Raw genomic sequence first — 14,812 nt, 5'->3', positions numbered from 1 at the left:
CCGAGTTCGTTTGAACCGGTGCAGCCACCAGGCCGTATGCCCTGGTGGCTGCACCGCGGACAGCCGAGACACGTCGCACTGTCTGTCCACTTGGGAGTGAGTGATGTTCAAGCGTGCTGGTCTCGTGCTCGTCGCAACAGCTCTGGCCGGCCTCGGCGCGGGAGCGGCCGGCTCCACCGCCGCCCCGACGCCCGAGGTCATGGGTGAGTCCGCCGTCGCCGTCGCGCCCGCGGTCCAGGTGCCGGCCGGAAACCGGGTCGTCGCCAGGTTCTACGCCAAGGGCGTGCAGACCTACAGCTGCACGGCCGGGGCCTGGAAGGGCCTGGAACCCGCCGCCACCCTCGCCGACCGCCTCGGCCGCGCGGTCGCCCTGCACTCGCGCGGCCCGATCTGGGTGTCCACAGTGGATGGAAGCGCGGTCGAGGCCGCCCCGGTCGACGGCGCCCGCAACGACGTGGCGGGAGCGGTGCCCGAGCTCCTGCTGAAGGCCAGGTCCACCAGGGGCAAGGGCGTGTTCGAAGGCGTCAGCTACGTGCAGCGCCTCTCCACCAGGGGCGGTGTCGCGCCGGCCGGCACGTGCCAGGAGGGCGAGCAGACCTCCGTGCACTACGAGGCCCTCTACGTCTTCTCCGCGCCCGCCCGCTGAACCAGCGCCACCACGGCAGCGCTGACCATCGTGACGCCGACGACCCAGAGGCCGGTCTTCTGGGTCCCGGTGACGTCGCGCAGCCACCCGGTGACGTACGGCGCGACGAACCCGCTCACGTTGCCCAGTGAGTTGATCAACGCGATCCCGCCCGCGGCGGCCGTGCCACCCAGGAAACCGGTCGGCAGCGCCCAGAACGTGGGCAGGGCGGCGCAGACACCGATGGCGCACACGCTCACCGCGACCATCGCGGCCACCGGGTGCTCCAGGTAGAGCGCGACCGGGATCGCCGCACCACCGACTAGCATCGGCGCGGCGACGTGCCACTTCCGCTCTCCGGTGCGGTCGCCGTGCCTGGCCCACAGGACCATGGCGACCGCGCCGAGGACGTACGGGATCGCGTTGATCAGCCCGCGCTCGACCGTGTTCGCCCCCGGCGCCAGCCCCTTGATGATCGTCGGCAGGAAGAACCCCAGCGTGTACAGCCCATAGACGATCCCGAAGTACACGAAGCTCAGCGCCAGCACCCGCGGGTGCGTGAGGGCCTTGCGCAACGGCCAGTGCTCCTCCGCCGGCTGCTCGACGGCCTCCTCCGGCCGGTCCGGCAGCCAGAACCACGTCACGAACGCCAGCGCGATGGCCGGCAGCCCTTCGAGGAGGAACATCGTGCGCCAGTCCGTCCACTGGATCAGCAACCCGCTGACCGTGGCGCCCAGCGCCGTCGAGATCGGCACCGCGACCATGAACATCGCGACGACCCTCGCCCGGTCCTTCTGCGGGTACCAGTACGTCAGGTACAGGATGATCCCCGGGAAGAACCCGGCCTCCGCCACACCCAGCAGGAACCGCAGCACGACCAGCACGGTCCCGTTGGGCACGAACGCCATGGCGCTCGCCACGATCCCCCAGCTGATCATGATCCGCGCGATCCACCTGCGCGCCCCGAACCGGTGCAGCGCCAGGTTGCTCGGCACCTCCAGGAGCAGGTAGCCGATGAAGAACACGCCCGACGCGAACCCGAACACCGTCGAGGTGAGCCGCAGCTCCTCCGACATGCCGTTGGGTCCGGCGAAGCCGATGTTCACCCGGTCGAGGTAGTTCACGAAGTACAGCAGGCACAGGTACGGCAGGATCAGCTTCTTGGGCACGCTACGGTTCCCCCCATGCGTGACGAGGTGCGCTCCCCAGCGGAGTCACAGGTGAACACGGCTCGTCCGGTCGCTCTGGTCACCGGAGCGTCCAGCGGGATCGGCTCTGCCATCGCCCGCAGTCTGGCGCCAACCCACGACCTCCTGCTAGGCGGACGTGACGAAACGTCGCTCTCGCTGCTGGCCGCGGAGCTCCCCGGCGCACAGGCGTGGCCGTTCGACCTGACCAACACCGCCTCCGCCGACCTGGCCACGCTCTCCCGCCTCGACGTGCTGGTCCACAGCGCCGGCGTGGCACTGCTCGGCCCGCTGTCCCAGGCCACCGACGACGACTGGCGCAGGACCTTCGAGGTCAACGTCTTCGCGGTCGCCGAACTGACCCGCCTGCTGCTCCCCCGGCTCCGCGCGGCGGCCGGCCAGGTCGTGCTGGTCAACTCCGGCGCCGGCCTGCGCGTCAACCCCGGCTGGGGCGTCTACGCGGCCTCGAAGTACGCCCTGCGCGCCTACGCCGACGCCCTGCGCGCCGACGAACCCGCGCTGCGCGTGACCTCGGTGTTCCCCGGCCGCACCGACACGCCGATGCAGCAGGAGGTGCGGCGCCAGGAGGGCGGCGACTACGACGCCACCCAGTACCTGGACCCGGCCTCGGTGGGGCGGGCGGTGGCGTCCGCCGTGCTGGCCACGCCGGACGCCCACATCACCGAGCTCGTCATCCGTCCACAGCCCAGGTGAAGTTGTCCACAGGCTTGTCAACAACCTGTGGCTAGCGGCTGACGCTCCGCAGTCGCTGCGCCACGGCCGTCACGCCGGCCTGCGCCTCGTGCCGGTCCACCCGCGTCGACTCGCCACCGGCGACGACCTGGTCGCCCGCCACCCACACGTCGGTGACCCGGCGCGACCCGGCCGCCCAGACCAGGTTGGCCAGCAGCTGCTCGTCCGGCGCGTCCAGCCCGGTCGCGAACGCAGGGTCGTCCACGTCGACGTGCACGACGTCGGCCCAGCGCCCGGTCTCCAGCGCGCCGATGTCGTCGCGGCCCAGGGCGGCGGCGCCGCCGCGGGTCGCCATCAGCAACGCCTGTGCGGCGCCGAGGGCCGTCGCGTCCATGGCGGAGACGCGGGCGAAGAGTGCCGCCAGCCTGGCCGCCGCGAGGAGGTCGAGGTCGTCGCTCGACGCGGGGCCGTCGGTGCCGAGGCCGACGTTCACGCCGGCGTTCAGCAGGTCGCGCACCCGTGCGATGCCCGAGGCGAGCTTCGCGTTCGAGGACGGGCAGTGGGCCACGCCGACGCCGAACGACGCGTACAGCGCGATGTCGTCGTCGGACAGGTGCACGGAGTGCGCGGACAGCACGCGGCCGCCCAGCACGTCCGAGGCCTTCAGCAGGGCCGGCACGGAGCCGAACTCCGCCCGTGCGGCCTCGTCCTCGAACGGCGACTCGGCGACGTGGACCATGAACAGCGCGCCGCGCTCCCGTGCCTCGGCCGCGATCGACGTCAGCTGGGGAGCCGAGAGGGTGTAGGCGGAGTGCGGGCCGTAGGCCAGCTCGACCCGCTCGCCGGGGCCGAACCGCAGGCCGTCCGCGTCGATCCACGACGAGATCTCACCGGTCAGCGCACGCCAGTCCATCCCCGGCACGTCGAGGATCGCGCCACCGAACACCACCCGTGAGCCGGCCGCCAGCACCGAGGACACCAGCTCGGGGCCGTGGAAGTACATCTCGGCGGAGGTGGTGACGCCGCGCCGCAGCATCTCCACGGCGCCCAGCAGCATGCCGGTGCCGACGTCGGCGGCGGTCATCCGCGCCTCGTTCGGCCACATCTGCTCCTGCAGCCAGCGCAGCAGCGGCAGGTCGGAGCCCAGGCCGCGCAGCACCGTCATCGGGCTGTGGGCGTGGGTGTTCACCAGGCCGGGCAGCAGCATGCCCGGCACCGTGCGGACCTCGCCGTCGAACGCCGGCGCGTCCGCGAGCGGGCCCACGTGCGTGATGCGGCCGTCGACGACGTCCACGACCGCGTCGCGCAGGACGGAGCAGGTCGGGTCGCAGGGCAGGACCACCGGGGCGTGCAGACGCAGTGACATGCGGGGGATCCTGCCATTGTGATGCCGATCACAAGCATGCATAGGTGGTCGAAGAGTGGGAATCCAGTTGTTGTCCGGGTGCGGGCCGACCCCCAGGGTCCGCATCCGGCCCCTTACTTTTCCCCAACCAAGGGGCCCGTCGCGTCACTCGCGGCGGGCCTTTTGTGCATCGGGTGAGCAACCAGGGCGAGCACAGCGGCGTCTCATGATCATGTCGAAGAAGCCGTGCACGTCCAGTGGAGACTTCCGGCGCGCGCAGAAGCCCGCCACCCCCAAGCCGCCGACACGGCGCTGAGTTGGCATGATCACACCGCACGGGTACGGCGTGATCATGCGGAGGCATCAGTGGCCGACATCGACCCACACAACGACGACCAGTTCAGCGATGTCGAGATGACGCAGGAGTTCGACGTCATCCGCGACGAGAACTAGGAAACCGGCAGTTCGGCGCGGACCGTCCACCCAGTCGGTTCGCGTCGGCCGGCCGAGAACGTGCCGCCGAGCAGCTCCGCCCGCTCGCGCATGCCGACGAGGCCGTAACCCCCTGATCCACCGACGGGAACGCCCGACGCGATGCCGTCGTCGGAGACCTCCAGCCGCAGCACACCGTCCTGTGAGGACAGTGAGACGTCCACTGAGGACACCGCGGCCGCGTGTTTGACGGTGTTCGTCAACGACTCCTGGACCAGCCGCAGCACCGAGCGGGCCAGCTCCTGCGGCACCGCGTCCCGCAGGTCGAACGACAGCCGGACCGGCAGCCCCGACTCCGCAGCCAGCGCCTCCACGTCGTCCACGAGCGACGACGACGCGGCCGGGCTACTGGCCTCACCGTCGCGCAACGTCCCGACCAGCCGCCGCATCGCGCTCAACGCCTCCGCGCCGGACGCGGCGATGGACGGCAGCACGTCGACCTCGCGGTTGAGCTGCCCGGCCTGGGCGTGGACCACGATCGCGGTCACGTAGTGCGCCACCACGTCGTGCAGCTCGCGCGCCAGCGCCATCCGCTCGGCGTTCTGTGCCGCGGCGACGGAGGCGGCCAGTTGGGACGCGCGTTCGTCGTCCCGCGCGCGGAAGTACAGCCCGGTGCCCACCGCCAGCACGAACATGATCGTCGCGCCGAACAGGTACGACGTGCTGGACGGCGTCCAGTCCTGGTACTCGGTGGCCGACACGACGGGCCACCCCAGCACCTCCGCGGTGACCATCGCCGCCACCACCAGCACGGTTCCGCTCACCGCACGCCAGGTCGACGCCTCCCGCACCAGGACCGCGATGGTCGCCATCGCGGCACCGGTGATCGCGATGTCGGCACCGCTGAGGAAGAAGTGCGGTTCGATCGCGACGCCGAGGAACCGCATGTAGAGCGCCGTGCACACGATCGCGAACGTCAGTGCCAGCGCCGCGTCGAACGGCCGGCGCGGGGCGAGCACGGCGATCGTGCAGACGACCAGCACGCCGGGGACCTGCCACCAGCCGAGCGCGGTGCCGATCGAGCCGAACTCGGCGACCGTGATGCCGGTGAGCGAGAGCGCCAGCGGCCACTGGCGTTTGGCGAGCAACCGCCAGTTCAGATCCGTGCTCTCCACCCGGTACACGGTAAAGCCGGAAGGCTGATCCCGCGTCCGACCGGGGTCTGGGAGGCCATCAGCCATAAGGCTGACTGGGCGACCTGCGGAAACACCCTCCCGGCGGATGCCGGACGACGACGCCGTGACGGACTCTGGAATGACGGAAGACGGGAAGTGGAGGACGTCATGTTGTCAGTCGTGTTCACGTGGGCAGCCGCGGTGGTCGGCCTGCTGGTGCTTGCGCTCATGGCCCTGTCGGGCGTGCTGATCGACTCCCAGAGCTAGGCAGACCCGCCGGCACCAGCGTGTGATGGGGAAGTCAGGCGCTGGTCAGGGAGTGTTGCTGGCGCAGCAGCTCGGCCAGTCTGCTCGTCGGCTGCGGGCGCGTCTCGTCCAAGGCGGTGGTGAAGCGCGCCGGAGCACCGGTCCGTGCGCGTGCCGCGGCGGCGGGGTCCAGCCGGAACGCCGGACGCGCCGGCGACGGGCGTTGGCGGGAGCGCAGCCAGGCGAGCCGGTGCAACGCCTCGGCGTGGTGGTCGGTGATGGTGACGGCCGCTTTGTCGAACGAGTGCAGTACCGCCGCGTTCAGGTGAACTGTCGCGAGGTCCCGCCACAGCGTGCGTTCGGACGACGTGTCCAGGCCGAGGGCCTCGGCAACGTCACGTGCCACGCCGTACGCGCCTTCCTCGGCCAATGACCGCGTGCCGATCTCCGCGCCGACGAACCACGAGTTGAACGGCGCCGCCGGGTAGTGCACGCCGCCGATCGACAGGCGCATGTTCGAGATCACCGGCACCGCGTGCCACCGCAGCCCCATCTCGCCGAACCACGGCAGGGCCGGGTGTTCCAGCGGCACCTCGTGCACGATCTCGGACGGCAACGTGAACAGCCGCGGCCCCTCGTGCTGCGTCTCCACCACCAGCGGCAGCAGGTCGAAGCGGGACCTGCGGGCCGGCGGCCGCCACCCCATGCCCTGCATGGTCTCCGTGAACTGGGCGTAGCGCCGGTCACCGGTGCCGTCGGCGTACCCGGCGTACCGGACCAGCTGCTCGTTCCAGATCACCGGGCCGGGCGAGCCCGGCGCGTCCGGCGCGAAGACGGTCACCAGCGGCCGGATCTCACCGCCGTTCGTGGCGAGCCGCAGGTGTTCCACGCACTCACCCGCGACCGCGGCGGCGTTGCGGTAACCGCGCAGGTCGCGGACCTTCAGCCGCCGCCACGGCACACCCGAGGTGCACCAGCCGGAGTCGCGCAACGCGATCCGCGCGCCGTAGGCGAGCTCGTGGGTGGTGTGGCGGTAGGTTCCGGTCTCGGCGATCTCGGCGCGCACCTGAGCGATGCGGGCGGACAGCGAGCCTGCGTCGGAGTGCGCCGCGTGGAACATGCGGACGAACTCCTCCGCGACGGGGAGGACGTCGGGGGTCACGGAGCGAGAACCTAATTCGGCGACGGCCTCACGCGTCACTGCCACTCGGGGCACATCGGGTGATCAACACCAGCCACCTGATCGGGTGACGCCAAGACCCGTAGTGGCCGACCTGCCCGCTTGAGACCTCGATCAGGTGAGGTCGTTCCGCTTGAACATCAGGTCGTGCGACACGCGGCCCTCGTTCACGGCGCGCTGCTCGAACTTCGTGACCGGCCGCCAGTCCGGCCGCGGCGCCCAGCCGTCGTACATGTTCGTGAGCAGGCGCTCACCGGAGCACACCTCGAGCATCTGCTCCGCGTAGTTCTCCCAGTCGGTCGCCAGGTGCAGCACGCCACCGGGCTCCAGCCGCGAGGCGAGCAGCGAGATGAACTCCGGCTGCACCAGGCGGCGCTTGTGGTGCTTCTTCTTCGGCCACGGGTCCGGGAAGAAGATCCGCACGCCGTGCAGCGACGCGGGTGCCACGTGGTCGGTCAGCAGGTCGACGGCGTCGCCGCGCAGCACGCGCAGGTTGTCGAGCCCGCCCAGGTGCTCGGCGCGCAGCAGCAGCTGGGCCAGGCCGGGCTTGTAGACCTCGACGGCGACGTAGTTCAGCTCGGGCGCGGCGGCCACGAGCTGGGAGGTGGTCTCGCCCATGCCGGAACCGATCTCCAGGAGCACGGGCGCGGAACGACCGAACCACGACGTGAAGTCGAGCGGTCCGTCCGGCAACGTCTTCACGTCGTGGCCGAGCTTCTCCCAGTACGTGTCCCAGGCACGTTCCTGCCCCACGGTCATGCGCTCGCCGCGCTGCACGAAGCTGACGATGGAACGGTGGTGCTCAGGCCTGGTCACGACCGGACAGCCTAGGCGATGAGCTCGATGTCCTCGATTTGCGCACGCAGGTCGGCGACCGTGAAGTCGATCGGCTGCGCGTGGCCGGGTCCGCGGTGCGCCGGCACCAGGTGGATCCAGCCGCGGTGGGAGTCGGTGAACTGCACCGTCGTCGGTGTCGCCGGGCCGTAGACACCGCTTTCGGACGGCACGTACTCCCAGTAGCCGACCTCACCGAGGTCCACCCACGGGACGTACACCCATCCCGGGCGGGCCGACAACAGCTCGGTCACCGCGTCCTCGATGGCGTGACCTTCGGCACGGGACCTCAGTCTGCCTCTGTCGAGCGCACGCAACCACCACGGTGCCGGTGCGTCCTCGACGTCTCGGACGGATCGGTACATCGCGAGAACCTGCTTCTCGCTCGCCTTGTTCACCCAGGATCGCCGGGCGTCAGCGGGGGACTGGGCGAGATCGACAGAGTTGGGTGCCTCGAGCGCACTAGCCCATTCGAGGCCGAGCATTGCTTCGACACGAACCACTGGCCACCTCCGGCCTCGGGATAACCCCATTCAACGGCAACTCAAACGTGAGGGATGTCCGAATAAGGGCTTTTCACGGTTTGTTAACAGGGCCCTTACGCTGGGTGTGACACCGGGCACGTTGCGCCGCACGGCCGAAACGCGATGAACGGGACGTGTCACTGGTCCCCGCGCTCGTCGTCGCGCTGCCGTTGCTGCTCGCCGCGCAGACCATCGAGGAACAGGAGTGGCACCTCGACGCGCTCGACGTCTACAGCGCCCAGGAGCAGTCCCGCGGCGAGGGCGTGATCGTCGGCGTGATCGACTCCGGCGTCGACGCCAAGCACCCCGACCTCGCGGGACGCGTCTTACCGGGCACCGGCTTCGGCAGCGCCAAGGGCACCGACGGCACCACCGACACCGACGGCCACGGCACCGGCATGGCGGCGATCATCGCGGGCACCGGCCGCAACGGCGGCGCGCTCGGCATCGCCCCCGGCGCGAAGATCCTGCCGGTCGCGAGCGCCGAGAAGACCCAGTTCGCGCTCGACGTCGTGGCCGACAGCATCCGGTGGGCCACCGACCACGGCGCCAAGGTCATCAACCTGTCGCTGGGCTTCACCGGCTCGACGACACCGGGCCTGGTCAAGGCCGTGAACTACGCGATGGAGAAGGACGTCGTCCTCGTCGCCGCGACCGGCAACGAGGGCAGGGAGGTCTCGTCGCCCGCGAACATCGGCGGTGTGATCGCCGTGGCGGGCACGAACCGCCAGGGCCTGCCGTGGAAGTCGTCCAACGTCGGCGCGGACACCGTGCTCGCCGCTCCCGCCGAGGGCATCGTCACCGCGTCGCCGGAAAGCGTGTACGAGAGCGGGTACGCCGAGATGGACGGCACCAGTGCGGCCTCGGCGATCGTGGCCGGTGTCGCCGCGCTCGTGCGGGCCAAGCACCCGGACATGGCCGCGAAGGACGTCGTCAACGCGCTGGTGCGGACCGCGACGGACCTCGACCGGCCCGGCCGCGACGAGCGGACCGGCTTCGGCCTGGTCGACCCGGTCGCCGCAGTGAGCGCCCAGCTGCCGCCGGTGGAGCGCAACCCGTTGCTGCCACCGCAGAAGCCGTCGGCCACACCACCGGCCGCGGTGGCGCAGGAGCGGCCGGTGCAGCCGGTCGTGCTGCGCGACCGGCTGCCGTTCGTCGGTGCCACGGCCGGCGGGGTCGCGGTGCTGACGGCGTTGCTGATCGCGCTGCCCGCCGCGCGGTCGCGCCGCCGGCCGGTCAGTGCCCGTGATACTCCACCGACTCCTTGGTGAGCTGCATGAACGCGGACTCCAGCGACCCGCGCTGAGGGCTGAGCTCGTGCAGCACGATCTGGTTCTCGGCGGCGAGCTCACCGATCCGCTGCGCCGGGAGGCCGTGCACGACGAGGGCGCCGTCCACCGCGTCCTCGGTCACCGTGGCGTCGGCGGCGAGGATCTCGCGCAGCTTCGCGGCGTGCGGTGACCGCACCCGGACGTTGTCCTGGGTGGCGTCGGCGATGAACTGCTCGGTGCTGGTCTGGGCGATCAGCCGGCCCTTGCCGATCACGATGAGGTCCTGCGCGGTCTGCGCCATCTCCGAGAGCAGGTGGCTCGACACGAACACCGTGCGGCCCTCGTCGGCGAGCCGGTGCATGAACTGCCTGATCCAGAGGATGCCCTCGGGGTCCAGGCCGTTGACCGGCTCGTCGAACAGCAGCACCTCGGGGTCGCCCAGCAGCGCACCCGCGATGCCGAGGCGCTGCGCCATGCCGAGGGAGAAGCCGCCCGCGTTCTTGTGCGCGACCTCGGTGAGGCCGACGACCTCCAGCACCTCGTCGACCCGGCTGACCGGGATCTTGTTGGAGACCGCGAGCCACCTCAGGTGCGAGCGCGCGGACCGGTTGGGGTGCACCCACTTCGCGTCGAGCAGCGCGCCGACCTTGCGCAGCGGCTGCCTGAGCTCGGCGTAGTGCTTGCCGTCGATCGTGACGTCGCCACCGGTGGGGGTGTCGAGGCCGAGGATCATCCGCATCGTCGTGGACTTGCCGGCGCCGTTGGGCCCCAGGAACCCGGTCACGCGGCCGGGCCGGACGGTGAACGACAGGTCGTCCACGGCCTTGGTCCGGCCGTAGTGCTTGGCCAGCCGCACTGCCTCGATCATGACCTCTCCGTTCGCTCGGAAGAACCGACCGGGACGCAGGCCTCCCCCGACGGATGGCCTGCGTCCCGCTCCCCCTTCATTCGGAACCGGTCACGCGTCCCGCCGCTTCGCGACGACCAGCGCGACCACCAGCAGCGCGACCGCGATGCCGGCGAAGTAACCGAGCGAACCCCATTCGCTCAGCTTGAAGTCGACGCCGGAACCACCCTGCTCCGGGCTCGCCGAGGCCATCGACAGGAAGTGGGTGGCGTTCATGAACGGCAGCCACGCCTGGATCTTCACGCCGGCCTTGGGGATGATCCCGATCAGGCCTTCCGCGAGCATCTGCCAGACGAGCAGGATCGCGACCGCGCCGGCGGTCTGGCGGACCAGGACGCCCACGGCCACCGCGATGACCGCGCCGATGGCGTAGATGAGGCCGACACCGGCCACGTGCCGCCACTCGGCCGCGGTGTTGATCGCGAGGTCGGAGCTCGGCGAGAGCAGCTTGGCGATGCCCACCGAGCCGAACGCGATGATCTCGCCCAGCACACCCGCGATCAGCGCGACCACGGTGGCCTTGGCGACCAGCGCGGACGTCCGGCCCGGCACGGCGAGGAACGTGGCGCGGATGGTGTTGAAGCGGTACTCGGTGGTGACCGCGATCGCCGCCATCACCAGCACGACCGCGATGGCGAGCTGGGAGCTGCCGATCTGCGTCACGCCGAGCGACACCTGGCCCTCGCTCGCGGCCGCGACGATCGCGGTGAGGCCCACGCCCAGCACGATGGCGAGCGCGCTGCACCAGTACGGCGAACGGGTCGAGAAGAGCTTGATCCGCTCCACTGCCAACAGGGTCATCAGACTCACTTCCCGATCTCTGCGTGGTACTCGACAGCATCGCCGGTCAGCTGCATGAACGCCTCTTCGAGCGAACCGCGCTGCGGGCTCAGCTCGTGCAGCACCACACCGTTCGCCGCCGCGATGTCACCGATCTGGTCACTTGCGGCACCCGATACGGACAGTGCCCCATCTGCTCCGTCACGAACCGTGAACCCCTTGTCGACCAGCAGCGGGGCGAGCCGCGAGAGCTGCGGGCTGCGCACGAGCACGGAGTTGCCGGTCGAGCGTTCGATGAACTCCGCCGTGGTGCTCTGCGTGATCAGCTTCCCCCGGCCGATCACGATGAGGTCGCTGGCCGTGAGAGCCATCTCCGAGAGCAGGTGGCTCGACACCAGGACCGTGCGGCCTTCCGCGGCCAGGTTCTGCATGAACGTGCGGATCCAGAGGATGCCCTCCGGGTCCAGGCCGTTGACCGGCTCGTCGAACAGCAGCACCCGCGGGTCGCCGAGCAGTGCCGCGGCGATCCCCAGCCGCTGCGACATGCCGAGCGAGAACCCGCCGGCGTTCTTGCCGGCGACCTGGGTGAGGCCGACCGCGTCGAGCACCTCGTCCACGCGCTTGCCGGGCAGTCCGTTGGACTTCGCGAGCCAGCGCAGGTGGGCGCGGGCGGACCGGTTGGGGTGCACCCACTTCGCGTCGAGCAGTGCACCGACTGTCCGGAGTGGACGGTTGAGGTCCGCGTAGGACCTCCCGTCGATCAGCACGCGGCCGGCCGTCGGGCGGTCGAGTCCCAGGATCATCCGCATGGTGGTGGACTTGCCGGCGCCGTTCGGACCGAGGAACCCGGTCACCCGTCCAGGCTGGACGGTGAACGACAGGTCGTCGACCGCGACCGTCCTGCCGTATCGCTTGGTGAGGCCGATTGCCTCGATCATGGTGTCGCCCCCTCGTGGTGTCGGGGACAACTCTCCTGCGACCGGGGTGCCCGGCACATCGCCCTGCGGTCTGCGAAGGCGTCAACTTCCGTCGCCGGGTGCCGCTACCTCCGTCGTAGTTGAATGAGCCACATGGGATACACGGAAGCTCCCGAAGGCTGGTGGCGCGAGTTCGTGCTGGCCACGCCGGCCCGCACCGGCAAGCTCGCGGTCACCCGCAAGGACGGCTCGCCGCACATCGCACCGGTGTGGGTCGACCTCGACGGACCCGACCTGGTCTTCCTGACCGCGCGCGACACGGTCAAGGGCAAGTCCATCCTGCGCGACGGCCGGGTGGCGCTGTGCTTCGACGACGAGACACCGCCGTTCAACTTCGTCACGATCACCGGCCACGCCGTGGTCGACGAGGACCCCGAGCAGCTCAGGTACTGGGCCGGCCGGACCGCCGCCCGCTACATGGGCGACGACCAGGCCGACGCCTACGCCGAACGCAACGGCGTTCCCGGTGAGATGGTCGTCCGGGTCAAGGTCGACAAGGTCGTCGCCAAGACGAACGTCGCCGAGTAGCCCGTCAGGTGTTGTCGACGGTGGCGAGCGGGGCCACGCCGTAGTTGCGCGCGTACCCGTTCTCCACCCCGACCAGCAGGTCCAGCACCTCGAAGTAGGTGTCCCAGAACGGGGTCTCGCGCAGCGCGTCCACGAGCCGCTGCAACGACCCGTGGTCGCGCGCCTCCCACACCCACACGTCGGTGACCCGCGCGTTGTAGAACTCGGTGTCGTAGAACCGGGAACGCACACCCTGCACGTCCTCCAGCGCCGGGAGGATCTCGGTCTCGAACGCCCGCATGCGCTCGGGAACGGCCATCGACAGCCACTTCGGCGTCGTCTTGATCAGCATGAACGCGGTCACTTCCGCTTCGAAGGTCGTCATGGCGCCGACGCTACGAACCGGCGGGCCTTTCGTGCCACGCAACTTCGGCAAGGCAGACTTGCGTACGCTGCAAACGTGCCTGATCAGCTCGATCTGAACCTCCTGCGCGTGTTCGACGCCGTGCTCCAGGACGGCAGCGTGACCGCCGCGTCCGAGCGCCTGCACCTGTCCGTTCCCGCGACCAGCAGGGCGCTGGCCCGGCTGCGGCGCGCCATGAACGACCCGATCCTCGTGCGCGCGGGCCGCGAGCTGGTGCCGACGCCGTTCGCGTTGCGCATCGCCCCGCGGGTGCGGTCGCTGCTCGACGAGGCGGCGGCGCTGGTCACCGCCGACCGCGACCTCGACCTGCGCGAGCTGCGCCGCACCTTCACCGTCCGCGTGGGCGACGGCGTGGTGACACCGCTGGTCAGCGCGGTGGCCGCGGTCGCGCCGCACGTGGTGCTGCGGTTCGTGGCGGAGGGCGATGAGAGCGTCGAGGCATTGCGCGACGGTTCGGTCGACCTGGACCTCGGTGCCGGTGCGGGCCAGGAGGTCGACATCCGGTCGGAGGTGCTGTACCGGGAACGGATGGTCGGTGTGGTCCGCACCGGCCACCCGCTCGGGAAACCGACACTCGCGCAGCTGTGCCGCTACCCGCACGTGAGCGTCTCCCGGCGCGGCCGCACCCGGGGGCCGCTGGACGTGGCGTTGCGCGCGGCGGGCCGGCAACGCCACGTCGCCGTCGTCGTGCCCTTCTACGCGGCCGCCGTGCTGCTGGTCGCGTCGACCGACCACATAGGACTGATCCCGCAGCGTCTCGCCGAGGAGCACCGCGGCGTGTTGCGGTGGTTCCCGGTCGACGCCGACCTGCCGATGATCGAGGTGCGGACGCACTGGCACGCCCGGCTGGACGCCGACCCGGCCCAGCGCTGGCTGCGCGACGTGGTGCGGTCCGTGGTCTAAGCCGGGAAGAACCGGTCCAGCGCCAGCGCGGCGCCGTCCTCCAGCACGGTCGCGGTGACCTCGTCGGCCGCGGCCTGCACGGTCGCCGGTGCCTGACCCATCGCGATCCCCCGCGCGGCCCACCGCAGCATCTCGACGTCGTTGGACCCGTCGCCGATCGCCAGCGTGTCCGCCGCGTCGATCCCCAACGAGACCCGCAGGTCCTCCAGCGCCCACCCCTTCGTGACCCCGGCGGGCACCGCGGTCAGCCACGCCTCGGTGTGGTCGACGCTCCACGAGACACCGGGCAGCTCCAGCTCCCGCACCGCGAACGCGAGCTCCGCCGGGGTGTGGTCGAGCCAGCGCATCACCAGGCGCGGGGTCGGGGTGGCCGCGAGCTCGTCGAACGTCGCGCGGGTCGTCTCGCCCCACAGGTCGTGCGGCAGGAACTCGCCGAGGGAGAGGTTGCCGACGCCGGTCTGCTCGACCGCGAACACCGAGTTCGGCAGCAACGCCTGCAACGTCTTGATCGTGGGGCCGGGTTCGAACGTCGTGCGCCGGGTGATCTCCCTCGAATCCGGGTCCCACCACACCGCGCCGTTCGAGCACAGCGCCAGCGAGACCGGCAGCTGGGGTGCGACCGGGGTCGTGCCGATCAGGCTGCGGCCGGTGCACAGCACCACGTGCGTGCCGTGGTCCGCCGCGCGCGTGACGGCGGCTTTCACCGCGGGTGAGACGTCGTTCGAGCCGACCCCGGTGAGGGTTCCGTCGATGTCCAGCGCGACCAGGCGCGGTCTCCAGTTCACGTGGAGCCACCCTAGGC

Annotated in this window: 17 protein-coding genes; 6 read left to right on the top strand and 11 right to left on the bottom strand. The window is 70.7% G+C overall.

The window, feature by feature from the left end; genetic code table 11:
- Positions 1–103 precede the first annotated feature (103 nt).
- Positions 104–646: a DUF3455 domain-containing protein gene (locus ADL03_RS03960; protein ID WP_053732010.1), complete on the top strand. Its 543-nt coding sequence runs from the start codon at positions 104–106 to the stop codon at positions 644–646.
- Here ADL03_RS03960 and ADL03_RS03955 read toward each other — a convergent pair.
- The gene (locus tag ADL03_RS03955; RefSeq protein ID WP_053731976.1) at positions 619–1,794 is read right to left on the bottom strand and encodes an MFS transporter; all 1,176 of its coding nucleotides are present in this window, start codon (positions 1,792–1,794) and stop codon (positions 619–621) included. The genes ADL03_RS03960 and ADL03_RS03955 overlap by 28 nt on opposite strands.
- Before the next feature lie 15 nt (positions 1,795–1,809).
- On the opposite strand from ADL03_RS03955, the gene ADL03_RS03950 reads away from it, so the two are divergent.
- Positions 1,810–2,526: an SDR family oxidoreductase gene (locus ADL03_RS03950; protein WP_053731975.1), complete on the top strand. Its 717-nt coding sequence runs from the start codon at positions 1,810–1,812 to the stop codon at positions 2,524–2,526.
- Positions 2,527–2,557: 31 nt separating this feature from the next.
- On the opposite strand, the gene ADL03_RS03945 is transcribed toward ADL03_RS03950, so the two are convergent.
- Complete coding sequence (locus ADL03_RS03945; protein ID WP_053731974.1) at positions 2,558–3,871, bottom strand: amidohydrolase family protein; 1,314 nt, start codon at positions 3,869–3,871, stop codon at positions 2,558–2,560.
- 225 nt (positions 3,872–4,096) lie between these two features.
- Here ADL03_RS03945 and ADL03_RS46550 point away from each other — a divergent pair, with 225 nt between their 5' ends.
- On the top strand, positions 4,097–4,303 hold the full coding sequence (locus tag ADL03_RS46550) for a hypothetical protein (protein ID WP_157527925.1): 207 nt from the start codon (positions 4,097–4,099) through the stop codon (positions 4,301–4,303).
- On the opposite strand, the gene ADL03_RS03940 is transcribed toward ADL03_RS46550, so the two are convergent.
- The 4 genes from ADL03_RS03940 to ADL03_RS03925 all read right to left on the bottom strand — a co-directional run bounded on the left by ADL03_RS03940 (position 4,300) and on the right by ADL03_RS03925 (position 8,082).
- A complete protein-coding gene (locus ADL03_RS03940) occupies positions 4,300–5,457 on the bottom strand; it encodes a sensor histidine kinase (protein WP_053732009.1) in 1,158 nt (385 codons plus the stop codon). The two genes, ADL03_RS46550 and ADL03_RS03940, sit on opposite strands and share 4 nt — an antisense overlap.
- A 301-nt stretch (positions 5,458–5,758) precedes the next feature.
- On the bottom strand, positions 5,759–6,865 hold the full coding sequence (locus ADL03_RS03935) for a nitric oxide synthase oxygenase (protein ID WP_197288056.1): 1,107 nt from the start codon (positions 6,863–6,865) through the stop codon (positions 5,759–5,761).
- A gap of 132 nt (positions 6,866–6,997) precedes the next feature.
- Complete coding sequence (gene trmB, locus ADL03_RS03930) at positions 6,998–7,699, bottom strand: tRNA (guanosine(46)-N7)-methyltransferase TrmB (RefSeq protein WP_082372861.1); 702 nt, start codon at positions 7,697–7,699, stop codon at positions 6,998–7,000.
- An 11-nt stretch (positions 7,700–7,710) separates the two neighbouring features.
- Positions 7,711–8,082: a hypothetical protein gene (locus tag ADL03_RS03925; protein ID WP_157527922.1), complete on the bottom strand. Its 372-nt coding sequence runs from the start codon at positions 8,080–8,082 to the stop codon at positions 7,711–7,713.
- A gap of 293 nt (positions 8,083–8,375) precedes the next feature.
- On the opposite strand from ADL03_RS03925, the gene mycP reads away from it, so the two are divergent.
- Positions 8,376–9,512, top strand: coding sequence for a type VII secretion-associated serine protease mycosin (gene mycP / locus ADL03_RS03920; protein ID WP_053731972.1), 1,137 nt, complete (start codon positions 8,376–8,378; stop codon positions 9,510–9,512).
- Here the strand turns inward: mycP and ADL03_RS03915 are convergent.
- The 3 genes from ADL03_RS03915 to ADL03_RS03905 all read right to left on the bottom strand — a co-directional run bounded on the left by ADL03_RS03915 (position 9,478) and on the right by ADL03_RS03905 (position 12,137).
- Complete coding sequence (locus ADL03_RS03915) at positions 9,478–10,380, bottom strand: ABC transporter ATP-binding protein (RefSeq protein ID WP_053731971.1); 903 nt, start codon at positions 10,378–10,380, stop codon at positions 9,478–9,480. The genes mycP and ADL03_RS03915 overlap by 35 nt on opposite strands.
- A gap of 90 nt (positions 10,381–10,470) precedes the next feature.
- The gene (locus ADL03_RS03910) at positions 10,471–11,220 is read right to left on the bottom strand and encodes an ABC transporter permease (RefSeq protein ID WP_053731970.1); all 750 of its coding nucleotides are present in this window, start codon (positions 11,218–11,220) and stop codon (positions 10,471–10,473) included.
- Between the two features lie 5 nt (positions 11,221–11,225).
- Entirely contained in the window at positions 11,226–12,137 is a 912-nt protein-coding gene (locus ADL03_RS03905) for an ABC transporter ATP-binding protein (RefSeq protein WP_053731969.1), read from the bottom strand.
- Between the two features lie 132 nt (positions 12,138–12,269).
- On the opposite strand from ADL03_RS03905, the gene ADL03_RS03900 reads away from it, so the two are divergent.
- Positions 12,270–12,704, top strand: a complete 435-nt coding sequence (locus ADL03_RS03900; RefSeq protein WP_053731968.1) for a PPOX class F420-dependent oxidoreductase — start codon at positions 12,270–12,272, stop codon at positions 12,702–12,704.
- A 4-nt stretch (positions 12,705–12,708) separates the two neighbouring features.
- Here ADL03_RS03900 and ADL03_RS03895 read toward each other — a convergent pair whose 3' ends face one another.
- Positions 12,709–13,068, bottom strand: coding sequence for a darcynin family protein (locus ADL03_RS03895; protein ID WP_053731967.1), 360 nt, complete (start codon positions 13,066–13,068; stop codon positions 12,709–12,711).
- 75 nt (positions 13,069–13,143) lie between these two features.
- On the opposite strand from ADL03_RS03895, the gene ADL03_RS03890 reads away from it, so the two are divergent.
- Entirely contained in the window at positions 13,144–14,010 is an 867-nt protein-coding gene (locus ADL03_RS03890) for a LysR family transcriptional regulator (RefSeq protein WP_053731966.1), read from the top strand.
- Here ADL03_RS03890 and ADL03_RS03885 read toward each other — a convergent pair.
- Positions 14,007–14,795, bottom strand: coding sequence for an HAD family hydrolase (locus ADL03_RS03885; RefSeq protein WP_063798455.1), 789 nt, complete (start codon positions 14,793–14,795; stop codon positions 14,007–14,009). The two genes, ADL03_RS03890 and ADL03_RS03885, sit on opposite strands and share 4 nt — an antisense overlap.
- Between the last annotated feature and the right edge of the window lie 17 nt (positions 14,796–14,812).

Origin of the sequence: Nocardia sp. NRRL S-836 (genome assembly GCF_001279525.1) — a bacterium.
In the GTDB taxonomy this organism is placed as follows: domain Bacteria; phylum Actinomycetota; class Actinomycetes; order Mycobacteriales; family Pseudonocardiaceae; genus Lentzea.
The sequence above is the reverse complement of the archived record's forward strand: the minus strand, read 5'-3'. Positions and strand labels throughout refer to the sequence as shown.